Consider the following 22,991-nt stretch of genomic DNA (forward strand, 5'->3'; position numbering starts at 1 on the left):
GGGAGGGTTTTCCTGCGGACCGCCTGACCGCCTGACCGTCTGACCGCCTGCCCATCCGGTCTGACCGTCGAGAGCTTGTGCGCCGGCGTGTACGGAGCCGGCGCCCAGCTCGTCCGGAGACGGGCCAGGGGAAATCCGCTCGCGTCCCCGTAGAGTGGAATCGGGTTCAGGGCGTCTTGGGGGTTCAGGCGTGGCGAACGGCGGACCGGTCGAGCACGGCTACCCACACCTGGAGACGGTGCGGGCCGCCATCACCGCGCTCTACAAACGGTTGTCGTACGACACCATCCAGACGTTCTCGAGCAGCGTGGCGCCCGCCGACGTGGCGTTCGGCGACACGGACGATCTCTATCTGGGTGCGCAGCGGGTGGCCCGCGAGCTCGTCCGGCACTACCGCCTTCCGGACGCCCGCATGATCGTCGGCTTCCGCGAGATGCAGCATGCGGCGAACGTCGAACTCGCCGCGGGCCCCGAGTACTTCGTCGAACTGAACGACCGCTTCCGCACCCACCGCCGCGACATCGGCGCCGCCCTGGCCCACGAGGTCATGCATGTCTATCTGCACCGCCTGGGCCTGTCCTTCCCGGGCACCCGCGACAACGAGATCCTCACGGACACGGCGACGACATACCTGGGGGCGGGCTGGCTGCTGCTGGACGCCTATCGGGAGGATTCGGCGTCCTCCCAGAAGCTCGGCTATCTGACGCCCGAGGAATTCGGCTACGTCCTGGCGAAGCGGGCGCTGATCTTCGACGAGGACCCGTCCATCTGGTTCACCAGCCCCCAGGCCTACGAGGCCTACACCCGCGGCATGGCACAGGCCCGTCACGACGAACAGCAGCCCCCGCTGACGGCGGCCGGCTGGGCGGGCCGTCGCCGCTACGCCCGCGACCGCCGCCACGCCCAGGACACCCGTGCCCCGGCGTCCGCCCGCCCGGAAGCCCCGTACACCTTCACTCCCGACGGCCGCGGGCCCCTCCGGGTGTCGTTCCCCTGCCCCACCTGTCATCAGCGCATCAGGGTGCCGGTACGGGGGCGCGTCCGCGCGCGGTGTGCGCTGTGCAGGACGGTGCTGGAGTGCGACACCTGAGATCCGGGATCCGGGATCCGGGATGCACTGCCCGCCCCCCTCACACCCCGTACACCGCTCCCGGCGCGTCGGCCTCCGCGAGCAGCTTCAGTGCGGCCTCCCCTGCCTCCCCCGGACTCCACCGCGCCCCCTTGTCGGCGCTGGGCCCCGGCCGCCAGCCCTCCATGACGGTGATCCGGCCGCCCTCGGTTTCGAAGACCCGCCCGCTCACCCCGGTGCTTGCGGCGGAGCCCAGCCAGACGACGAGCGGTGACACGTTCTCGGGGGCCATCGCGTCGAAGCCGGACACGGGCGCCGTCATCGTGTCGGCGAAGGTGCCTTCCGTCATCCGCGTCCGGGCCGCGGGCGCGATCGCGTTGACCTGGACGCCGTAGCGGGCGAGTTCGGCCGCGGCGACCAGCGTGAGCCCGACGATGCCGGCCTTCGCGGCGCTGTAGTTGCCCTGCCCGACCGATCCCAGCAGCCCGGCTCCGCTGCTGGTGTTGACGATTCGGGCCGTCGGCATGCGTCCTGCCTTGGCCTGCGTCCGCCAGTGCGCTGCGGCGTGCTTCAGCGGCAGGAAGTGGCCTCTCAGGTGGACGCGCAGGACGGCGTCCCAGTCGTCCTCGTCGAGGTTGACGAGCATCCGGTCGCGCAGGAAGCCCGCGTTGTTGACGAGGGTGTCGAGCCGGCCGTACGTCGTCAGGGCCGTGGTGATCAGCGAGGACGCGCCGTCGGTGGTGGCGATGTCGCCGCCGTGGGCGATCGCCTCGCCGCCCTCCGCGCGGATCTCGTCCACGACTCGGCCGGCCGGGCTGTCGGGGCCGGGTGTCCCGTCCAGCCCGACGCCCAGGTCGTTGACCACCAGCCGCGCGCCCTGCGCTGCGAACGCGAGCGCGTGTGCGCGCCCGAGCCCACGGCCGGCGCCGGTGACGACCACGACCCGGCCGTCGCAGATTCCGCTCATCTCACGTCTCCTTGTTGGCAGTTGCCGCGTCCAGGAACGCCGGCCGCTCCCCGCCCCCGTGCACCAGCAGGCTCGCCCCGCTGATGTAGGCGGCCGCGCCGGAGGCGAGGAAGACGGCGGCTTCGCCGACGTCGGCGGGTGTCGCGAGGCGGCCGAGCGGCACCGTGCGGGAGACCGCCTCGACGGCGTCCTCGCCGCCGTAGTGGAGGTGGGCCAGCTCGGTGCGGACCATGCCGACGACGAGGGTGTTCACTCGGACCTCGGGCGCCCACTCCACGGCCATCGACCGGGCGAGGTTCTCCAGGCCCGCCTTGGCCGCCCCGTACGCCGCCGAACCGGGCGAGGGGCGGCTGCCGCTGACGCTGCCGATCATCACGACGGCGCCCCCGGCCCGTCTGAGGTGCTCGTACGCGGCGAGGGAGGCCGTCAGCGGAGCGACGAGGTTCAGTTCGAGTACGCGCGCGTGCCGTTCCGCGTCCGCGTCGGCCAGCCGCCGGTAGGGGCCGCCGCCCGCGTTGTTGACGAGGACGTCGAGCCGGGGCAGCGCGTCGAAGAAGGCGCGTACGGCGGGCGGATCGCGCAGGTCCAGCGGGGCGAACTCGACACCCTCGGCGGGCACTTCGGGCGGTCTGCGCGCACAGGCGACGACTCGCGCGCCGGCCTCGACGAAGGCCTTCGCGATCCCGGCCCCGACGCCGCGAGTGCCGCCGGTGACGACGACGGTCCTGCCGCTCAGCTGCGGCCGGCGCAGGTCACCCATGCCCGCCTCGCGACGTCCGCGCCGGCCACCGCTTCTCACCTGCTTTTTCTGCTGGGGGTCCGGGGGCCGCCCCCCGGAATAACGCAGTATCCACAGGCCTTCCCGCTCCGATCCGACGGCTGCTAGCTTCGAAGCCTCACACCTAACAAATGTTTGGTGGAAAGGCGTTGGTTGGAAAGGTAGCTGATGCGCGCATGGGTGTCTCCACCTCGTCACCGGAAAAAGGGCCCGAGAAAGAGCGAATCGCGGTCGTGACGGTCGACTTCCCGCCGGTGAACGCGCTGCCGGTGGACGGCTGGTTCGCCCTGGCCGACGCCGTGCGCACGGCGGGCCGCGACCCGCAGGTGCGGTGCGTCGTGCTGACCGCACCGGGGCGGGGGTTCAACGCGGGCGTGGACATCAAGGAGATACAGGCACAAGGGCCGAGCGCGCTGGTCGGCGCCAACCGCGGCTGCTTCGAGGCGTTCGCGGCGGTGTACGAGTGCGCGGTGCCGGTGGTGGCCGCGGTGCAGGGCTTCTGCCTGGGCGGCGGCATCGGCCTTGTGGGGAACGCGGACGTGATCGTGGCGAGCGAGGACGCCGTCTTCGGCCTGCCGGAGCTGGACCGGGGCGCCCTGGGCGCGGCGACACATCTGGCCCGTCTGGTCCCACAGCACCTGATGCGCGCGCTGTACTACACCTCGCGCACCGCGAGCGCGGCCGAGCTGCACGCACACGGCTCGGTGTGGCGCGTGGTGCCGCGCGAGGAACTGCACACCGCCGCACTGGAGTTGGCGCGCGAGATAGCCGCCAAGGACGGGGAGCTGCTGCGCCTGGCCAAGGCCGCCATCAACGGCATCGACCCGGTCGACGTGCGCCGCAGCTACCGCTTCGAGCAGGGGTTCACCTTCGAGGCGAGCGCGGTCGGGGTGGCCGACCGGGTCAGGGACACGTTCGGGAAGGAGGGCGCGTAAATGAGTGACAAGACGATGACCGCCGAGCAGGTCGTCTCCCGCCTGGAGAGCGGCATGACCCTCGGCATCGGCGGCTGGGGATCGCGGCGCAAGCCGATGGCCCTGGTGAGAGCGCTGCTGCGGTCGGACGTCACCGACCTCACGGTCGTCTCGTACGGCGGCCCGGACGTCGGCATGCTGGCGGCGGCCGGCCGGCTGCGGAAGCTGGTGACGGCCTTCGTCACTCTGGACTCGATCCCGCTGGAACCGCACTACCGCGCGGCCCGCGAGCGCGGCGCCTTCGAACTGACGGAGATCGACGAGGCGATGTTCATGTGGGGGCTGCACGCGGCCGCGAACCGGCTGCCGTTCCTGCCGGTGCGGGCCGGCATCGGCTCGGACGTGATGCGGGTCGCCCCGGGCCTGAGGACGGTCACTTCGCCGTACGAGGACGGGGAGACGTTCGTGGCGATGCCCGCCCTGCGACTGGACGCGGCCCTGGTGCACGTCAACCGCGCCGACCGGCTGGGCAACGGCCAGTATCTGGGCCCGGACCCGTACTTCGACGACCTGTTCTGCGAGGCGGCGGACACGGCCTACCTCTCGTGCGAACGAATCGTCGACACGGCCGAGTTGACGAAGGAGGCCGCACCGCAGACGCTGCTCGTCAAGCGCCATACGGTGACCGGTGTCGTCGAGGCCCCGAACGGCGCGCACTTCACGTCCTGCGCGCCCGACTACGGCCGGGACGAGGCCTTTCAGAAGCGGTACGCGTCCACGCCCTGGCCGGAGTTCGCCGCGCGCTTCCTCTCAGGGGACGAGCAGGCGTACCGGTCGGCGGCCGGGGAGGAGACATGAGCGAGACCACCGGCACCTCTCCTGCCGGCGTCACCCCTCTTCTCGCACCCACCCGTGCCGAGTACTGCGTGATCGCCTGCGCCGAGGCCTGGCGCGACGCGGGCGAGATCCTGGCGAGCCCGATGGGTGTGATCCCGTCGATCGGCGCACGGCTCGCCAAGCGCACCTTCGCGCCTGACCTGCTGCTCACCGACGGCGAGGCACTGCTGGTCGGCCTGGACGGCACCGTCGAGGGCTGGCTCCCCTACCGGCAGCATCTGGCCCTGGTCACCGGCGGCCGGCGGCACGTGATGATGGGTGCGAGCCAGATCGACCGGTTCGGCAACCAGAACATCTCGTGCATCGGCGACTGGGAGAGGCCCGGGCGGCAACTGCTCGGGGTGCGGGGCGCCCCGGTCAACACCCTCAACAATCCGACCAGTTACTGGGTGCCGAGACACTCTCGGCGGGTCTTCGTCGAGAAGGTCGACATGATCTGCGGGGTCGGGTACGACCATGCGGCCGCGCATCCTGACACGGCCCGCTTCCACCGCATCCCGCGTGTCGTCTCCGACCTGGGCGTCTTCGACTTCGACACCGGCGACCACTCGATGCGGCTCGCGTCGCTGCATCCGGGTGTCACGCCGGACCAGGTCAGGGAGGCGACCGCCTTCGAGCTGACGGTCCCGGACGACATACCGCCGACCCGTGAGCCGACCCCCGAGGAACTCCGGCTCATCCGCGAGGTCATCGACCCGGCGGGCATCCGTGGCAGGGAGGTCGACGCGTGATGGAGACGGCGCTCACCCGGCTGGTCGGGGTCCGGTACCCGATCGTGCAGACGGGCATGGGCTGGGTGGCGGGCCCGCGCCTGGTCTCGGCGTCGGCGAACGCGGGGGCGCTGGGCATCCTGGCCTCCGCGACCATGCCCGTCGACCGGCTGCAGGAGGCGATAAGGGAGGTCAAGTCCCGTACGGACGCGCCGTTCGGGGTGAATCTGCGGGCGGACGCCTCGGACGCCGGCGACCGGGTGCGGATCCTGATCGAGGAGGGCGTGCGGGTGGCCTCCTTCGCGCTCGCCCCCTCCGCCGAGCTGATCGCGGAGCTGAAGGAGGCGGGCGTCGTCGTCATCCCCTCCGTCGGTGCCCGCCGGCACGCCGAGAAGGTCGCGGCGTGGGGCGCGGACGCCGTGATCGTGCAGGGCGGTGAGGGTGGCGGGCACACCGGCGAGGTCGCGACGACCGTCCTGCTGCCGCAGGTGGTGGACGCGGTGCGGATACCGGTCGTGGCGGCGGGCGGCTTCTTCGACGGGCGCGGGCTGGTGGCGGCGCTGGCGTACGGGGCGGCGGGGGTCGCGATGGGCACACGGTTCCTGCTGACGTCGGACTCGACGGTGCCGGACGCGGTGAAGGCGAGATATCTGGCAGCGACGGTGAAGGACGTGACGGTGACGACGGCGGTCGACGGGCTGCCGCACCGGATGCTGCGTACGGACCTGGTGTCCTCCCTGGAGAACTCCGGCCGCGCGCGAGCCCTGTTCCACGCCGTTCGCCGGGCGGCTGCCTTCCGGAAACTGTCCGGGCTCACCTGGCCGCAACTGGTCCGCGATGGTCTCGCCCTGAAGCACGGGAAGGACCTGTCCTGGAGCCAGGTCCTGCTCGCCGCGAACACCCCGATGCTGCTGAAGTCGGCGATGGTGGACGGCCGCACGGACCTCGGGGTGATGGCGTCGGGCCAGGTCGCGGGGGTGATCGAGGATCTGCCTTCGTGCGCGGAGCTGGTGGAAGGGGTGATGAACCAGGCCACGAAGACCGCGCAGACGCTGGGCTTCTCCTTCAGCCACTGACTCCACTCGCCCGTCGCCCGTCGCCCGTCGGTGGTCGCCCCGCCGGCTGTCGGCGGCCGGCGGTCACCCGTCACCCCTCACCCGTCGCCGGGCACCGCCCCCCGGCCCCCGCCCCCCGTCCCCCAGTCAGAGCCGTTCAATGATCGTCACATTGGCCTGGCCGCCCCCCTCGCACATGGTCTGCAGGCCGAAGCGGGTGCCGGTGCGTTCCAGTTCGTGCAGCAGGGTTGTCATCAGCCTCGCGCCGGTCGCGCCGAGGGGGTGGCCGAGGGCGATGGCGCCGCCGTTGACGTTGACCTTCTCCGGGTCGGCGCCGGTCTCCTTCAGCCAGGCCAGGACGACCGGCGCGAAGGCCTCGTTGATCTCGACCAGATCGATGTCGTCGATCGTCAGGCCGGTCTTCTTCAGGGCGTGGGCGGTGGCCGGTATCGGTGCGGACAGCATGCGGATGGGGTCCTCGCCGCGCACGGAGAGGTGGTGCACGCGCGCGCGTGGCGTCAGCCCGTGCTCGCGCACCGCCCGCTCGGAGGCGAGCAGCATGGCCGCCGCGCCGTCGGAGACCTGTGAGGAGCAGGCGGCGGTGACGGTGCCGCCGTCGAGGACCGGCTTGAGTCCGGCCATCTTCTCCAGGGAGGTGTCCCGGCGGGGACCCTCGTCGACGGCGACCGAGCCGTGGGCGACGGTCTCCCGCTCGAAGCGGCCCTCGTCGATGGCCCGGAGCGCCCGCTGGTGCGACCGGAGCGCGAACTCCTCCTGGTCCTGGCGGCTGATGCCCCACTTCGCGGCGATCATCTCGGCCCCGGCGAACTGGTTCACCGGCCGGTCCCCGTACCGTGCCCGCCAGCCCTCGCTGCCCGCGAAGGGGCCCTGTGTGAAGCCCAGTGGCTCGGCGGCCTGGCGGGTCGCGAAGGCGATGGGGATCTGCGACATGTTCTGCACGCCGCCCGCTACCACCAGGTCCTGCGTGCCGGACAGCACGGCCTGCGCCGCGAAGTGCACGGCCTGCTGCGAGGAACCGCACTGCCGGTCGACCGTCACGCCCGGCACCTCCTCGGGCAGTCCGGCCGCCAGCCAGCAGGTCCGCGCGATGTCCCCGGCCTGCGGCCCCACCGCGTCCAGACAGCCGAAAACGACGTCCTCGACGGCGGCCGGTTCCACGCCCGAGCGGGCCATCAGCTCCTTCAGCACGTGGGCACCGAGGTCGGCGGGATGGACCCCGCTCAGCCCTCCCCGGCGCCGCCCGACGGGCGTGCGGACCGCTTCGACGATGTAGGCCTCGGCCATGACGACTCCCTCACGGAAAGGGGCACTTGGAAACGTGAAAGGGCTATGTGCGTACGGCGATCCCGTCCAGCACCATCGACAGGTACTGCCGGGCGATCTCCTCCGGGCTGTGCTGTCCGCCGGGCCGGTACCAGGACGCGGCCACCCACACGGTGTCGCGCACGAACCGGTAGGTGAGCCGGACATCGAGGTCGGCCCGGAAGACCCGGGCGGCGACCCCGCGCTCCAGCGTGGACAGCCACGCCTTCTCGAACTTGCGCTGCGACTCGGCGAGGAACACGAACCGCTCCTGCGCGAGAAGCTGCTTGCTCTCCTTCTGGTAGATCGCGACGGCGGCGCGGTGCCGGTCGATCTCCCGGAACGACTCGATGACCAGGGCCTCCAGGGTCTCCCGCGGTCCCAGTTCGGCCTCCAGGACGGTGTCGTAGCCGCTCCAGAGCTCATCGAGGAAGGTACGCAGGATCTCCTCCAGCATCGATTCCTTGGAGTCGAAGTGGTAGTAGAGGCTGCCCGCGAGCATGCCTGCGTGGTCCGCGATCTTGCGTACGGTGGTGGCGTTGTAGCCCTGCTCGGCGAAGACCTCGGCGGCGGTGTCGAGGAGTTCGCGGCGTCGGGCGGGGGCCGCGGTCACCTGGGGCTTCTTCTTGGTCGGCACGGGTCCATTGTCATCCGCTCCGGTCCTCAGGGGTGCCGGCTGCTGACGGAGACGACCTCGCCGGTCATGTACGAGGAGTATCCGGACGCCAGGAACACGATCACGTTGGCCACCTCCCAGGGCTCCGCGTACCGCCCGAAGGCCTCGCGTGCGGTCAACTCCTCCAGCAGTTCGGGAGTGGTCACCTTCACCAGGTGCGGATGCATGGCGAGGCTCGGCGACACGGCGTTGACCCGCACCCCATAGGCCGTCGCCTCCAGCGCCGCGCACCGGGTCAGTGCCATCACCCCGGCCTTGGCGGCGGCGTAGTGCGCCTGTCCGGCCTGGGCGCGCCAGCCGACGACGGAGGCGTTGTTGACGATCACGCCGCCGCTCCCCTCCTCGCGGAAGTGGCGCAGGGCCGCGCGGGTGCACCGGAACGTCCCCGTCAAGGTCACGTCCAGGACCTTCGACCACTGCTCGTCACTCATGTCGACGAGGTCCGACGTGCCGCCCAGGCCCGCGTTGTTGACGACGATGTCCAGCCGCCCGTGTTCTTTCACGGCGGCCTCGAACAGGGCCTCCACCTGCCCCTGGTCGGTGACGTCGCACGGCAGGGCCGCGACCGAGGACGGCCCGAACTCGCCGGCGAGTTCGGCCGCGTGCTCCTTCAGCCGCCGCGGGTGCGCGTCGCTGATGAGCACGCGCGCTCCCTCCTCCAGGAAGCGTCGCGCGCTCGCGCCGCCGATGCCCGCTCCGGCAGCCGCGGTGATGACGGCCGTGCGCCTCTTCAGCAGCCCGTGCCCCGGCTCGTACACAGGGCTCTCGACGACTGTCATGGCGCCACGCTAACCTACCAAACACTTGTTAGGGAAGGATGGCGGCCGATGGATCTCGCGTTCACAGAGGAAGAGAAGGCCTTCCGCGCCGAGGCCCGGGCCTGGCTCACGGCCCATGTGCCGGGCTCCCCCCTGCCGTCCCTGGAGACCGCGGAGGGCTTCGCGGCGCATCGCACGTGGGAGGCCGAACTGGCCGCGGAGCGCTGGTCGGTCGTCAACTGGCCGGCACGGTACGGCGGGAGGGAGACCGGCCTGATCGGCTGGCTGGCCTTCGAGGAGGAGTACTGGGCTGCGGGCGCCCCGGGCCGGGTCGGCCAGAACGGGATCAGTCTGCTCGCCCCCACCCTCTTCGACCACGGCACCGAGGAGCAGCGAGCGCGCGTACTGCCCCCCATGGCGACCGGCGAGGTGGTCTGGGCGCAGGCGTGGTCGGAGCCGGAGGCGGGCTCGGACCTGGCGTCCCTGCGGTCGAGGGCGGTGCGCACGGACGGCGGCTGGCGGGTGAGCGGGCAGAAGACGTGGTCGTCGCGGGCGGCCTTCGCGGACCGCGCCTTCGGGCTGTTCCGCAGCGACCCCGAGGCGTCGAAACCCCATCAGGGGCTGACGTACCTGATGTTCGACCTGCGCGCGCCCGGTGTCACGGTGCGCCCGATCGGCCGGCTCGACGGGAAGCCGGCGTTCGCCGAGCTGTTCCTGGACGAGGTGTTCGTGCCGGACCGCGACGTGATCGGCGAGCCCGGCGAGGGCTGGCGTATCGCGATGTCGGCGGCGGGCAACGAACGGGGCCTGATGCTCCGCTCGCCCGGCCGTTTCCTGGCGGCCGCGGACCGGCTGCGCGGACTCTGGCGGCAGCAGGGAAGTCCGCCGTCCGCCCATGACCGGGTGGCGGACGCCGTGATCGGCGCCCGGGCGTACCAGCTCTTCACGTACGCGGCTGCGTCCCGTTTCCTGGAGGGCGCCTCCCTCGGCCCGGAGTCCAGCCTGAACAAGGTCTTCTGGTCCGAGTACGACATCGCGCTGCACGAGACCGCGCTCGATCTCCTCGGCGACGAGGGCGAGTCGGCGGACTCCGACTGGGCCGAGGGCTATGTCTTCTCCCTCGCCGGCCCGATCTACGCGGGCACGAACGAGATCCAGCGCGACATCGTCGCCGAGCGCCTCCTCGGCCTGCCGAAGGGTCGCCGCTGATGCGCTTCGTCCTCGATGCCGGGCAGCGGGCGTTCGCCGACTCGCTGGACGCGATGCTGACGGCCGCCGGCACTCCCTCGGTCGTACGGGACTGGAGTCGCGGCGAGCACGCGAGCGGCCGCACGCTGTGGTCCCGCATCGCCGACGCGGGCGTGTTCGCGCTGACGGTCCCCGAGGAGTACGGCGGGCTGGGCGCCGGGCCCGTCGAACTCGTCGTCGCCTTCGTCGAGTTGGGGCGGCACGCCGTGCCCGGCCCGTTGGTGGAGACGGTCGCCGCGGCGGCGCTGCTCACCGGACTGGACGACCCGGGCCCGGCCAAACGCCTCCTGCCCGTGCTGGCCTCCGGCGCGTCGACGGCGACGCTGGCACCGGGGCCGTACGCCCTGGACGCGGACATGGCGGACGTACGGCTGACCACGCCGCCGGGGACCAATGACCTGTACCTCGCACCTCCGGCCGGAGCGGCCGAAGTCCGCCGCTCCCTCGATCCCGCCCGTCGGCTGTTCCCCCTCCCGCCCGGCGGGGAGCTCCTCGCATCGGGTCCGCAGGTCGCCGTGGCCGCCGGGCACGCCCTGGCCCGGGGTCGCCTCGCCACCGCCGCTCAGGCCCTCGGCGTCGGGCTGGCGCTGCTGGACCGGACCGTCCGCTACGTCGGGCAGCGCAGCCAGTTCGGCGTGCCCGTAGGTTCGTTCCAGGCGGTCAAGCACCGGCTGGCCGATGCGAAGATCGCGTTGGAGTTCGCGCGCGCCGTGCTGTTCGGCGCCGCCCTCACGACGACGGCGGCCGACGTCGCCGCCGCCAAGGTCACGGCATGCGAGGCGGCGTACACCACCGCCCGCGCGGCCCTGCAGCTGCACGGTGCGATCGGCTACACGGCGGAGTACGACCTGTCCCTGTGGCTGACCAAGGCGCGCGCCCTGCGCACCGCGTGGGGCGGACCCCGGGAGTGCCGGGCCCTGGTCCTCAGTGGTCGTGATCGCCGCTGGTGAGCTCCCGGTACTCCTCCGCGGTCGGTTTCGGGATGTGCGACTCGGACCCGAACATGGCCCTGGCCAGCCGGGCCCGCACCCGCTGGCCGGGCTTGACCGGCCGGCGCACGCCGTTGGCGTCCACGAGCGGGCCGATCTCGTAGGGCACGTTCTGCTCGTGCTGGGTGAGGGTGAACAGCTGGTCCTGTTCGAGGGGTTCGTGCACCTCGACGAACTCGCCGTGCGGCAGCCGTCGGATGGTGCCGCTCTCCCTGCCGTGCAGCACCCGGTCCCGGTCCCGGCGCTGCAGCCCCATGCAGACCCGCTTGGTGACGAGGAACGCGACCACCGGCATCACGAAGAAGGAGATCCGCACGAACCAGGTGATCACGTTGATGGACAGATGCAGATGCGTGGCCACGATGTCGTTGCCGCCGCCGATCAGCAGCACCGCGTACAGGCTCAGCCAGGCGACGCCCAGGGCGGTGCGGACGGGCGCGTTGCGCGGCCGGTCCAGGATGTGGTGCTCGCGCTTGTCACCGGTGACCCAGGCCTCGACGAAGGGGTACAGGCCGAGGGCGAGCAGGATCAGCGGGAACAGGGAGAAGGGGATGAAGACGCCCGGTTCGAGGGTGTGGCCCCAGAAGTTGAGCTCCCATCCCGGCATCACCCGGATCAGGCCCTCGGAGAATCCGAGATACCAGTCGGGCTGGGCGCCCGTGGTCACCAGGTCCGGCCGGTAGGGCCCGAACGCCCACACGGGGTTGATGCTGGCGATGCCGCCCATGACCGCCAGCACACCGAAGACGAGGAAGAAGAAACCGCCCGCCTTCGCCATGTAGACCGGCAGGAAGGGCATGCCGACCACGGTCTTCTGGTCCCGTCCGGGCCCCGGGTACTGCGTGTGCTTGTGGTAGAAGACCAGGATCAGATGGGCGACCACCAGGCCCAGCATGATCCCCGGCAGCAGCAGGACGTGGATCGGGAAGAGCCGCGAGATGATGTCGTGCCCCGGGAACTCCCCGCCGAACAGGAACATCGACAGATACGTCCCGACGATGGGGATCGAGAGGATCGCGCCGTCGGCGAAGCGGATGCCGGTGCCGGACAGCAGGTCGTCGGGGAGCGAGTAGCCGGTCAGGCCGGTGATGATGCCGAGCATCAGCAGGGTCCAGCCGAACAGCCAGTTGATCTCGCGCGGCTTGCGGAACGCGCCGGTGAAGAACACCCGCATCATGTGCACCAGCATGCCGGTGACGAAGACCAGCGCGGCCCAGTGGTGGATCTGCCGGATCAGCAGCCCGCCGCGCACGTCGAAGCTGATGTCGAGTGTGGACTCGTAGGCCCGGGTCATCGAGACGCCGTTGAGCGGGACGTACGAGCCGTGGTAGATCACCTCGACGCCGCTCGGCTCGAAGAACAGGGTGAGATAGATGCCGGTGAGGATCAGGATGAGGAAGCTGTAGAGGCAGACCTCCCCCAGCATGAAGGACCAGTGGTCGGGGAAGACCTTGCGCATGTTGGCCTTGGCCAGGCCGTAGAGCCCCAGCCGCCCGTCGGCCCAGTTCGCGAGCTTCTCGCCCTTGCCCTCCGGCTCCCTGCGCGCGGAAGCCGCCGACTCGTTCCCGGATCGTGCGCCGTCCATACGTTCGTCGCCTCCCCGTCGGATCATCCTCAGGGTGACATGGTGGGGCAGCCAAGCCAACGGTGCCGACAGCCACGCGAGTGACTCCCCCGCCTCAGCCCCGCCCGCCGACCCCGACCACCGCCGCACGGCCTCGTGCCTGCAGCACCGCGTCCTCGCCGGTCAGCAGGACGGCGTCGTACCGCGCGAGGCTCCGCCCGGCCACCTCCGCGGTGCCGTCGAGCACGACGACCAGGGTGTCCCCGGCGAGCGGGAGGCGCCCGCGGACGACGGCCACCGTCGGGGTTCTACGGGCACCGCTTCGGCGCCACATGACGTTGAGGTTCACCACGGGGCCACGCAGCAGGCGGCAGTCGGTCGGGACGTCACCCCGGAAGTCCTGCGGTACGTGACGCGCATCGACGAGCCGTCGCTCGCCGCCGACCGTGAGGTCCATGCCCGCGCCCTCCACGACGGTCAGCGTGCGGTCGACGTCGGGGAAGGCGGAGAAGGGGCCGTCCGCGCCGACCTCGGCCAGGCTCACCCGCCAGTCGAAGTCGTCCATGTCCGCGCCCTCGGGCCGGACGGCGATCTCGCGTGTGATGCCGCCGCCGTTCTTCCAGGGCACGGCGGTCCGTTCCGCGGCTGGGAACAGGTGGTTCACCGGGCGCGCCGTCGAAAGATCACAATCATGGAACCAGGCTCCCACCGTTCATCTGCATTCGCTATTTTGTTCGCCGCCGACCCCACCGGCCCACCCGCCCCTGACCACCGACCACACCTTTCCGCTGGAGCCGTACGTGGAGTCCGAGTCCGCCGTCACCACCTGCTATCGCCATCCCAGGGTGGAGTCCCACGTCCGCTGCACCCGCTGCGACCGGTACATCTGCCCGGACTGCATGCGGGAGGCGGCCGTCGGCCACCAGTGCCCGGAGTGCGTGAAGGAGGGCGCGCGGTCGGTGCGGCAGGCGCGCACGGCGTTCGGCGGCCGGATCACGGGCGCGCCCGTGGTGACGTACGCCCTGATCGGGCTCAACGTGCTGGTGTACCTGGCCGAGTTGGTGCGTCCGGCGGTCGTGGACCGGTTCGAGATGCTGGGCCGGGGGCTGGTCGGACCCGACGGCGGTCACTACGTGTGGCTGGCCAACCACCCCTCGGACTACCACGCCGAAGGCATCGTGGGCGGCGAGTGGTACCGCCTGCTGACCGGCGCGTTCCTGCACCTGCCGGTCGCCGAGGGGACGTTCGGGATCCTGCACATCGTGATGAACATGGTGTCGCTGTGGAACATCGGCCGCGTGGTGGAGTCCCAGCTGGGCCGGGTCCGCTACCTCACGCTCTACCTGCTGTCCGCGCTCGGCGGCTCGGTCCTCGTCCTGCTGATCGCGCCCGACACCCCCACACTCGGCGCGTCCGGCGCGATCTTCGGGCTCGGGGCGGCGTACTACGTCATGGCCCGCCGCCTCGGCGCCGACATGAGCCAGGTCAACCGTTTCATGGCGGGCCTGCTGGTGTGGCTGCTGATCTCCGCGGGCCTCACGTCCTGGCAGGGCCACCTCGGCGGCCTGCTGGCGGGCGCCGTGGTGACGGTGGCGTACGCGTACGCACCCCGGGACCGGCGCCGCACCCTGGTCCAGGCCGGCGCCTGCCTCGCCCTGTTGGCGCTGCTGGTGGTCCTGGCGACGGCGAAGGCCGCCGAACTGACCGTGTGATCGGCCGAAGAAATATGTGCACATAGTGTGTGCACGTACTGTGTGCGCCATGAAGCGTGCCGGTTGTCTCCTGTTCGCGGCTCTCCCCGTCGTCATCACGTCGGGGGTCTACGTCTTCACTCCCGCGCACTCCCCCGACGGCACGTCGAAGACCTCCGCCTCCCCGTCCCGCTCCCCCTCCGCCGCGCCGCACGCTGCAGCGGACGCCAAGCACCGGGCCGAGCGGAAGAAGTCGGAGGACGACCAGGGGAGCGCCGACCTGCCGGCCGGTCTCTCCGCCCCCGCCAAGAAGGAACTGGCCCAGGAACTGGTGGCCAGCGCCGAGAACTCGACCCTCGACTGGCGCAGCGCCTACGGCTACGTGGAGGACATCGGCGACGGCCAGGGCTACACGGCCGGCACGGTCGGTTTCTGCACCGGCACCCACGACCTGCTCACCCTGGTCGAGCGCTACACCAGGGCCCACCCCGGCAACGGCCTCGCCCGCTACCTCCCCGCCCTGCACAAGGTCGACGGCACGGACTCCCACAAGGGCCTGGACCCCGGCTTCACGGCCGCCTGGAAGGCCGAGGCCGAGCTGCCCGCCTTCCGCAAGGCCCAGGACGAGGAACGCGACCGCGTCTACTTCGACCCGGCGGTCCGCCTCGCCAAACTCGACGGCCTCGGCACACTGGGCCAGTTCATCTACTACGACGCCATGGTCTTCCACGGCCCCGGCACGGGCTCGACCAGCTTCTACGGCCTGCGCGAACGCGCGATGCGGGAGGCGGACACCCCGTCGCGGGGCGGCTCGGAGAAGAACTACCTGGACATCTTCCTGGACATCCGCGTCAAGGCCATGAGGACGAAGCGGCCCGACATCGACACCTCCCGCGTCGACACCGCCCAGCGACGGTTCCTGTACGACGGGAACCTCGACCTGAAGACGCCACTGACGTGGCAGGTGTACGGGGAGACGTACAAGGTGCCGTAGGGGCATCCGACAACCCGGCCCCCGGCTCCCGGCCCCGTCCGTCCGCCCGGACATGCGACGGCGCCTGCCCATCGTCCGGTCGGGGACAGGGCAAGCGCCGTGCTGGGGGGCCTTGGGGGGTGACCCCCAGACAGCCCGCCCGTACGCCTTTGTACGGGACGTATATGAGGGACCGTCAGACCATCAGGGAACGGTCCGTCGGGCGGATCGGGGCCGGCAGGTCGCTGACTCCGGTCAGGAAGCGGTCGGTGCCGCGGGCGGCCGAGCGGCCCTCCGCGATCGCCCACACGATGAGGGACTGGCCGCGGCCCGCGTCACCGGCGACGAAGACGCCGGGGACGCTGGTCTGGAAGTCGGCGTCGCGGGCGATGTTGCCACGCTCGTCGAGGTCCAGGCCGAACTGCTCGACCAGGCCGTTGTCGCGGTCGGTGCCCGTGAAGCCCATCGCCAGCGTGACCAGCTGGGCGGGGATCTTGCGCTCCGTGCCCGGCTTCGAGGTCAGCTTGCCGTCGATGAACTCGACCTCGGAGAGGTGCAGCCACTGGACGTTGCCGTCCTCGTCGCCCTCGAAGTGGGTGGTGGAGACGGAGTAGACCCGCTCGCCGCCCTCCTCGTGCGCGGAGGTGACCTTGTAGAGCATCGGGAACGTCGGCCACGGCTGGCCCGGGTTCCGCTCCTCGCCCGGGCGCGGCATGATCTCCAGCTGCGTCACCGAGGCAGCGCCCTGACGGTGGGCGGTGCCCACGCAGTCCGCGCCGGTGTCGCCGCCGCCGATGACCACGACATGCTTGCCCTCGGCCGAGACCGGGGAGGTGACGTAGTCGCCCTCCTGGACCTTGTTGGACAGGGGCAGGTACTCCATCGCCTGGTAGACGCCCTTGAGCTCGCGGCCGGGGACCGGGAGATCACGGGCGGTCGTCGCACCGACGGCGATGACGACGGCGTCGTACCGCTTCTTCAGGTCGGTCGCCTTGAGGTCGCGGCCGATCTCGATGCCCGTACGGAAGCGGGTGCCCTCCGCGCGCATCTGCTCGATACGGCGGTTGATGTGCCGCTTCTCCATCTTGAACTCCGGGATGCCGTACCGGAGAAGGCCTCCGATGCGGTCCGCGCGCTCGTAGACGGCGACGGTGTGGCCGGCCCGGGTCAGCTGCTGGGCGGCGGCCAGGCCCGCCGGGCCCGAGCCGATGACCGCGACCGTCTTGCCGGAGAGGCGCTCGGGGATCTGCGGGGCGACGTCACCGGTCTCCCACGCCTTGTCGATGATCGAGACCTCGACGTTCTTGATGGTGACGGCCGGCTGGTTGATGCCGAGCACACACGCCGACTCGCACGGAGCGGGGCACAGGCGGCCCGTGAACTCCGGGAAGTTGTTCGTCGCGTGCAGGCGCTCGGAGGCGGCGCCCCAGTCCTCGCGGTAGGCGTAGTCGTTCCACTCGGGGATGAGGTTTCCGAGCGGACAGCCGTTGTGGCAGAACGGGATGCCGCAGTCCATGCACCGGCTGGCCTGCTTGCTGATGATCGGCAGCAGCGAGCCGGGGACGTAGACCTCGTTCCAGTCCTTCAGGCGCTCGTCGACGGGGCGGGACTTGGCGACCTCACGGCCGTGGTTCAGAAAGCCCTTCGGGTCAGCCATTGATCGCCGCCTCCATCATCTTCTCGGTGATCTCGGTCTCGGACAGACCGTCTCGCTCGGCGGCGTCCTTGGCGGCGAGCACTGCCTTGTACGTGCTGGGGATGATCTTGCTGAAGCGGTCGACCGCGGTGTCCCACTCGGCGAGCAGCTTCTCGGCGACCGTGGAGGCCGTCTCCTCCTGGTGCCGGCGGACCACGTCGTGCAGCCACTGCTTGTCGGTGTCGTCGAGGGCCTCGACCGCGCCGGCGTTGCCGACGTTGACGTTGTCGGCGTTCAGGTCGATGACGTACGCGATGCCGCCCGACATGCCGGCCGCGAAGTTGCGGCCCGTCTCGCCGAGGACCACCGCGTGACCACCGGTCATGTACTCGCAGCCGTGGTCGCCCACGCCCTCGGAGACGACCGTCGCGCCGGAGTTGCGGACACAGAACCGCTCGCCCGTACGACCGCGCAGGAACAGCTCGCCGCCCGTCGCGCCGTAGGCGATGGTGTTGCCCGCGATCGTCGAGTACTCGGCGAGGTGGTCGGCACCGCGGTCCGGGCGGACGACGACGCGGCCGCCGGAGAGACCCTTGCCGACGTAGTCGTTGGCGTCGCCCTCCAGGCGCAGTGTGACACCGCGCGGAAGGAAGGCACCGAAGGACTGGCCCGCCGAACCCGTGAAGGTGATGTCGATGGTGTCGTCGGGCAGGCCCGCGCCACCGAACTTCTTCGTCACCTCGTGGCCGAGCATGGTGCCGACCGTGCGGTTGATGTTGCGGATCGCGACCTGGGCGCGCACCGGCTGGGCGTCGATCGCGCTGGACGCGGCCAGGGCGTCGGCGGCGAGCTTGATCAGCTCGTTGTCGAGCGCCTTCTCCAGGCCGTGGTCCTGCTCGATGACCCGGTGGCGCACCGCGCCCTCGGCCAGCGCCGGCACGTGGAACAGCGGCTCCAGGTTGAGTCCCTGCGCCTTCCAGTGGTCGACGGCACGCGTGACGTCGAGCGTCTCGGCGTGGCCGACGGCCTCCTCGATGGTGCGGAAGCCCAGCTCGGCGAGGATCTCGCGGACCTCTTCGGCGATGTACTGGAAGAAGTTGACGACGTACTCGGCCTTGCCGGCGAACCGGTCCCGGAGGGTCGGGTTCTGGGTGGCGATGCCGACCGGGCAGGTGTCCAGGTGGCAGACGCGCATCATGACGCAGCCGGAGACGACGAGCGGCGCGGTCGCGAAACCGAACTCCTCGGCGCCCAGCAGCGCGGCGATGACGACGTCACGGCCGGTCTTCAGCTGACCGTCGGTCTGTACGACGATGCGGTCGCGCAGGCCGTTGAGCAGCAGCGTCTGCTGGGTCTCGGCGAGGCCGAGCTCCCAGGGACCGCCCGCGTGCTTCAGCGAGGTCAGCGGGGAGGCACCCGTGCCGCCGTCGTGACCCGAGATGAGGACGACGTCCGCGTGCGCCTTGGACACACCCGCGGCGACCGTGCCGACACCGACCTCGGAGACCAGCTTGACGTGAATCCGCGCCTGCGGGTTCGCGTTCTTGAGGTCGTGGATCAGCTGGGCCAGGTCCTCGATGGAGTAGATGTCGTGGTGCGGCGGCGGGGAGATCAGACCCACGCCAGGGGTGCTGTGCCGGGTCTTGGCGACCCAGGGGTACACCTTGTGGCCGGGCAGCTGACCGCCCTCGCCGGGCTTGGCACCCTGCGCCATCTTGATCTGGATGTCGTCCGCGTTGACCAGGTACTCGGAGGTCACGCCGAAGCGGCCGGAGGCGACCTGCTTGATGGCGGACCGGCGAGCCGGGTCGTAGAGACGGTCCGCGTCCTCGCCGCCCTCACCGGTGTTGGACTTGGCGCCCAGCTGGTTCATGGCGATGGCGAGGGTCTCGTGCGCCTCGCGCGAGATGGAGCCGTACGACATGGCGCCGGTCGAGAAGCGCTTGACGATCTCGGAGACCGGCTCGACCTCGTCGATGGAGATCGGCTGCCTGTCGGACTTGAAGCCGAAGAGCCCGCGGAGCGTCATGAGCCGCTCGGACTGCTCGTTCACACGGTCCGTGTACTGCTTGAAGACGTCGTAGCGTCCGGTGCGCGTGGAGTGCTGCAGGCGGAAGACCGTCTCCGGGTCGAACAGGTGCGGCTCGCCCTCGCGGCGCCACTGGTACTCGCCGCCTATGTCGAGGGCGCGGTGCGCGGGCGCGATGCCCGAGGCCGGGTACGCCTTCGCGTGGCGGGCGGCGACCTCCTTGGCGATGACGTCGAGGCCGACGCCGCCGATCTTGGTGGCGGTGCCGTTGAAGTACTTCTCGACGAAGGCCGTGTCGAGACCGACGGCCTCGAAGACCTGGGCGCCACGGTAGGAGGCGACCGTCGAGATGCCCATCTTGGACATGACCTTCAGGACGCCCTTGCCGAGGGCGTAGATCAGGTTGCGGATGGCCTGCTCGGCTTCTATGCCCGAGAGGAAGGTGCCCGCGCGGACCAGGTCCTCGACCGACTCCATCGCCAGGTACGGGTTCACGGCCGCGGCGCCGAAGCCGATCAGCAGCGCGACGTGGTGGACCTCGCGGACGTCGCCGGCCTCGACCAGCAGACCCACCTGAGTGCGCTGCTTGGTGCGGATGAGGTGGTGGTGGACGGCCGCGGTGAGCAGCAGCGACGGGATCGGCGCGTGCTCGGCGTCCGAGTGGCGGTCCGACAGGACGATCAGCCGGGCGCCGTTCTCGATCGCGGCGTCGGCCTCGGCGCAGATCTCCTCGATGCGCGCGGCGAGGGAGTCGCCGCCGCCGGAGACCCGGTACAGGCCGGAGAGCGTCGCGGCCTTGAAGCCGGGCATGTCGCCGTCGGCGTTGATGTGGATGAGCTTGGCCAGCTCGTCGTTGTCGATGACCGGGAAGGGCAGGGTCACCGAGCGGCACGAGGCGGCGCTGGGCTCAAGGAGGTTGCTCGCGGGGCCGAGCGACGAGCGCAGCGAGGTGACGAGCTCCTCGCGGATCGCGTCCAGCGGCGGGTTGGTGACCTGCGCGAACAGCTGGGTGAAGTAGTCGAAGAGCAGCCGCGGGCGCGAGGACAGCGCGGCGATCGGCGAGTCCGTGCCCATCGAACCGATCGGCTCGGCACCGGCCTTGGCCATCGGCGCCAGGATGACGCGCAGCTCCTCCTCGGTGTAACCGAAGGTCTGCTGACGGCGGGTGACCGAGGCGTGCGTGTGCACGATGTGCTCGCGCTCGGGCAGGTCGGAGAGCTCGATCTCCCCGGCCTCCAGCCACTCGGCGTACGGCTGCTCGGCGGCGAGGCCGGCCTTGATCTCGTCGTCCTCGATGATGCGGTGCTCGACGGTGTCGACGAGGAACATCCGGCCGGGCTGCAGCCGGCCCTTGCGGACGACCTTGGACGGGTCGATGTCGAGGACGCCGACCTCGGAGCCGAGGACGACGAGGCCGTCGTCGGTGACCCAGTAGCGGCCGGGGCGAAGGCCGTTGCGGTCGAGGACCGCGCCGACCTGCTTGCCGTCGGTGAAGGTGACGCAGGCCGGGCCGTCCCAGGGCTCCATCATCGTGGAGTGGAAGTTGTAGAAGGCGCGGCGGGCCGGGTCCATGGAGTCGTGGTTCTCCCACGCCTCCGGGATCATCATCAGCACGGAGTGCGGCAGTGAACGGCCGCCCAGGTGCAGGAGTTCGAGCACCTCGTCGAAGGACGCGGAGTCGGAGGCGTCCGGCGTACAGATCGGGAAGACCCGCTCCAGGCCGTTGTCCCCGAACAGGTCCGAGACCAGCTGCGACTCGCGGGCGACCATCCAGTTGCGGTTGCCCTTGACGGTGTTGATCTCGCCGTTGTGCGCGACGAAGCGGTACGGGTGCGCGAGCGGCCACGACGGGAAGGTGTTCGTGGAGAAGCGCGAGTGGACCAGGGCGACGGCCGAGCCGAAGCGGCGGTCGGACAGGTCCGGGAAGAAGGGCTCCAGCTGACCGGTGGTCAGCATGCCCTTGTAGACGATGGTGCGGGCCGAGAGCGACGGGAAGTAGACACCGGCCTCACGCTCGGCGCGCTTGCGCAGCACGAAGGCCTTGCGGTCGAGTTCGATGTCCTTGCTCAGGCCGTCCGTGACGAAGATCTGCCGGAAGGCGGGCATCGTCGAACGGGCCGTGGCACCGAGCAGTTCCGGGGCGACTGGAACCTCGCGCCAGCCGAGAACCGTGAGGCCCTCCTCGCCGGCGATCGTCTCGATCTGCGAGACGGCGTCCTGGGTGCCGTCCTCGGGCAGGAAGGCGATACCGACGGCGTATCCACCCGCCTCCGGCAGTTCGAATCCGGCCACCTCACGGAAGAAGGCGTCGGGAACCTGGGAGAGGATGCCGGCGCCGTCGCCGGAGTCGGGCTCGGAGCCGGTGGCGCCGCGGTGCTCAAGGTTCCGCAGCACCGTCAGGGCCTGCTCGACCAGGGTGTGGGACGCCTCGCCGGTGAGGGTCGCCACGAAACCGACGCCGCACGCGTCGTGTTCGTTGCGGGGGTCGTACATACCCTGCGCAGCAGGGCGAGCATCCATGAAGGACCAGTTCTGGCCATTCGCGGAATGCTGGGACGGCTGGCGCGGCGTACGCATCGGCTCTCCCGTCGTCGTCTCATATGGCATATGCAGATTGCCGAGGGACGACGTTGGCCCTCTGCTGAGTGCAAAATTTCGTGCAGGTTACATGATGGAGCGGATCTCGGAAACCGGGATATCTCGTTCCAACATGCGGACACCGAGAGATCGCGGTGGGATCCCGCGACCGACGGTGGAAGCTATGGGGGCCGATGCGGACAGATCGATGTCCGACGGCCCGTGAGCGAGGGGGGCGTCTTCGCCACCCCGCAGGCGCGCGGCAGGCCTCATTGCCCGCAGCGCTTACGGCTCATGCCCAGTGGTTAAGCATTCGAAACCAGTGAGTAACGGCTACTTATGCGGCCCAACGCATAACTCGTAGCCGCTCTATCCTACGGCCGTCCCGAACACGATGCCCAGGGCGTACGTCACACCGGCCGCCGCACCACCGAGAGCGAGCTGCCTGAGCCCGCTGAACCACCAGGTCCGCGCGGTCACCTTGGCCACCACCGCACCGCATGCGAACAGCCCGAAGAACGCGAGCAGCAGTGCGGGCCACAGCACGGTGGCACCGAGCAGATACGGCAGCACGGGCAGCAGTGCGCCCAGCGCGAAGGACCCGAAGGAGGAGACGGCGGCGACGAGCGGCGAGGGCAGATCGCCGGGGTCGATGCCGAGTTCCTCGCGGGCGTGTATCTCGAGGGCCTGCTCGGGGTCCGTCGACAACTGGCGGGCGACCTCGCGGGCCAGCTCGGGCTCGACCCCGCGGGCCTCGTAGAGCGCCGCGAGCTCGGCCTCCTCGTCCGCGGGGTGCTTCCTCAGCTCGGCGCGCTCCACGTCCAGCTCGGCCTCGACGAGTTCACGCTGCGAGGCCACGGACGTGTACTCGCCGGCGGCCATCGAGAAGGCGCCGGCGGCGAGGCCCGCGAGCCCGGTCAGCACGATGGTCTGCTGGGCCACGGCCCCGCCCGCGACACCTGTCATCAGGGCGAGATTGGAGACCAGGCCGTCCATCGCACCGAAGACGGCGGGGCGCAGCCAGCCGCCGTTCACATCCCGGTGCGTGTGGTTGTCACGGTGCGCCACATGCAGCGCGGCCTCGGTTTCGATGATCGCCATTGCGGGGGTCCCCCAGGAAGCTAAGCCAAAGCTAAC

Annotated in this window: 19 protein-coding genes; 9 read left to right on the top strand and 10 right to left on the bottom strand. The window is 70.7% G+C overall.

What is annotated here, in order from left to right:
* The first annotated feature begins 190 nt into the window (after positions 1–190).
* Positions 191–1,090, top strand: a complete 900-nt coding sequence (locus OG870_RS12045; RefSeq protein WP_266512504.1) for a hypothetical protein — start codon at positions 191–193, stop codon at positions 1,088–1,090.
* Positions 1,091–1,130: 40 nt separating this feature from the next.
* Here OG870_RS12045 and OG870_RS12050 read toward each other — a convergent pair whose 3' ends face one another.
* Both OG870_RS12050 and OG870_RS12055 read right to left on the bottom strand, forming a co-directional pair.
* A complete protein-coding gene (locus tag OG870_RS12050) occupies positions 1,131–2,036 on the bottom strand; it encodes an SDR family oxidoreductase (RefSeq protein WP_266585415.1) in 906 nt (301 codons plus the stop codon).
* A gap of 1 nt (position 2,037) precedes the next feature.
* Positions 2,038–2,796: an SDR family oxidoreductase gene (locus tag OG870_RS12055; protein ID WP_266512520.1), complete on the bottom strand. Its 759-nt coding sequence runs from the start codon at positions 2,794–2,796 to the stop codon at positions 2,038–2,040.
* 194 nt (positions 2,797–2,990) lie between these two features.
* Here OG870_RS12055 and OG870_RS12060 point away from each other — a divergent pair, with 194 nt between their 5' ends.
* The 4 genes from OG870_RS12060 to OG870_RS12075 are packed head-to-tail and all read left to right on the top strand — an operon-like array spanning position 2,991 to position 6,411.
* A complete protein-coding gene (locus tag OG870_RS12060; protein WP_266512522.1) occupies positions 2,991–3,749 on the top strand; it encodes an enoyl-CoA hydratase family protein in 759 nt (252 codons plus the stop codon).
* Positions 3,750–4,586 carry a CoA transferase subunit A gene (locus tag OG870_RS12065; protein ID WP_266512523.1) on the top strand — a complete coding sequence of 279 codons (837 nt, stop codon included), beginning with the start codon at positions 3,750–3,752 and terminating at the stop codon, positions 4,584–4,586.
* Complete coding sequence (locus OG870_RS12070; RefSeq protein ID WP_266585409.1) at positions 4,583–5,356, top strand: CoA-transferase subunit beta; 774 nt, start codon at positions 4,583–4,585, stop codon at positions 5,354–5,356. The genes OG870_RS12065 and OG870_RS12070 overlap by 4 nt, the downstream gene beginning before the upstream one ends.
* Positions 5,356–6,411 (top strand): NAD(P)H-dependent flavin oxidoreductase, encoded by a 1,056-nt coding sequence (locus OG870_RS12075; RefSeq protein WP_266588475.1) that lies wholly within the window; start codon positions 5,356–5,358, stop codon positions 6,409–6,411. Before OG870_RS12070 ends, OG870_RS12075 begins: the two co-directional genes overlap by 1 nt.
* A 126-nt stretch (positions 6,412–6,537) precedes the next feature.
* On the opposite strand, the gene OG870_RS12080 is transcribed toward OG870_RS12075, so the two are convergent.
* From OG870_RS12080 to OG870_RS12090, 3 genes are read right to left on the bottom strand one after another with little or no spacing between them, the layout of a single operon-like run.
* Positions 6,538–7,695, bottom strand: a complete 1,158-nt coding sequence (locus tag OG870_RS12080; protein ID WP_266512528.1) for an acetyl-CoA C-acetyltransferase — start codon at positions 7,693–7,695, stop codon at positions 6,538–6,540.
* 43 nt (positions 7,696–7,738) lie between these two features.
* On the bottom strand, positions 7,739–8,350 hold the full coding sequence (locus OG870_RS12085) for a TetR/AcrR family transcriptional regulator (protein ID WP_266512531.1): 612 nt from the start codon (positions 8,348–8,350) through the stop codon (positions 7,739–7,741).
* Between the two features lie 26 nt (positions 8,351–8,376).
* A complete protein-coding gene (locus OG870_RS12090) occupies positions 8,377–9,168 on the bottom strand; it encodes an SDR family oxidoreductase (protein WP_266512534.1) in 792 nt (263 codons plus the stop codon).
* Between the two features lie 48 nt (positions 9,169–9,216).
* Between OG870_RS12090 and OG870_RS12095 the strand changes: the two genes are divergently transcribed.
* Both OG870_RS12095 and OG870_RS12100 read left to right on the top strand, forming a co-directional pair.
* The gene (locus OG870_RS12095) at positions 9,217–10,356 is read left to right on the top strand and encodes an acyl-CoA dehydrogenase family protein (protein ID WP_266585407.1); all 1,140 of its coding nucleotides are present in this window, start codon (positions 9,217–9,219) and stop codon (positions 10,354–10,356) included.
* Complete coding sequence (locus tag OG870_RS12100) at positions 10,356–11,345, top strand: acyl-CoA dehydrogenase family protein (protein WP_327690864.1); 990 nt, start codon at positions 10,356–10,358, stop codon at positions 11,343–11,345. Before OG870_RS12095 ends, OG870_RS12100 begins: the two co-directional genes overlap by 1 nt.
* Here the strand turns inward: OG870_RS12100 and qcrB are convergent.
* Both qcrB and OG870_RS12110 read right to left on the bottom strand, forming a co-directional pair.
* The gene (gene qcrB, locus OG870_RS12105; protein WP_266585403.1) at positions 11,320–12,969 is read right to left on the bottom strand and encodes a cytochrome bc1 complex cytochrome b subunit; all 1,650 of its coding nucleotides are present in this window, start codon (positions 12,967–12,969) and stop codon (positions 11,320–11,322) included. The two genes, OG870_RS12100 and qcrB, sit on opposite strands and share 26 nt — an antisense overlap.
* 94 nt (positions 12,970–13,063) lie before the next feature.
* Positions 13,064–13,612, bottom strand: a complete 549-nt coding sequence (locus OG870_RS12110; RefSeq protein ID WP_266585401.1) for a HutD/Ves family protein — start codon at positions 13,610–13,612, stop codon at positions 13,064–13,066.
* A 136-nt stretch (positions 13,613–13,748) separates the two neighbouring features.
* Between OG870_RS12110 and OG870_RS12115 the strand changes: the two genes are divergently transcribed.
* A complete protein-coding gene (locus OG870_RS12115; RefSeq protein ID WP_266585399.1) occupies positions 13,749–14,660 on the top strand; it encodes a rhomboid family intramembrane serine protease in 912 nt (303 codons plus the stop codon).
* Positions 14,661–14,709: 49 nt separating this feature from the next.
* Positions 14,710–15,633 carry a chitosanase gene (locus OG870_RS12120; protein WP_266585397.1) on the top strand — a complete coding sequence of 308 codons (924 nt, stop codon included), beginning with the start codon at positions 14,710–14,712 and terminating at the stop codon, positions 15,631–15,633.
* A 175-nt stretch (positions 15,634–15,808) separates the two neighbouring features.
* Here OG870_RS12120 and OG870_RS12125 read toward each other — a convergent pair whose 3' ends face one another.
* The 3 genes from OG870_RS12125 to OG870_RS12135 all read right to left on the bottom strand — a co-directional run bounded on the left by OG870_RS12125 (position 15,809) and on the right by OG870_RS12135 (position 22,955).
* A complete protein-coding gene (locus tag OG870_RS12125; protein ID WP_266512551.1) occupies positions 15,809–17,269 on the bottom strand; it encodes a glutamate synthase subunit beta in 1,461 nt (486 codons plus the stop codon).
* Complete coding sequence (gltB, locus tag OG870_RS12130; RefSeq protein ID WP_266512554.1) at positions 17,262–21,854, bottom strand: glutamate synthase large subunit; 4,593 nt, start codon at positions 21,852–21,854, stop codon at positions 17,262–17,264. Before gltB ends, OG870_RS12125 begins: the two co-directional genes overlap by 8 nt.
* 369 nt (positions 21,855–22,223) lie before the next feature.
* Positions 22,224–22,955: a VIT1/CCC1 transporter family protein gene (locus tag OG870_RS12135; protein WP_266512557.1), complete on the bottom strand. Its 732-nt coding sequence runs from the start codon at positions 22,953–22,955 to the stop codon at positions 22,224–22,226.
* Positions 22,956–22,991: the final 36 nt, after the last annotated feature.

The sequence above is a fragment of the Streptomyces sp. NBC_00461 genome (genome assembly GCF_036013935.1).
In the GTDB taxonomy this organism is placed as follows: Bacteria; Actinomycetota; Actinomycetes; order Streptomycetales; family Streptomycetaceae; genus Streptomyces.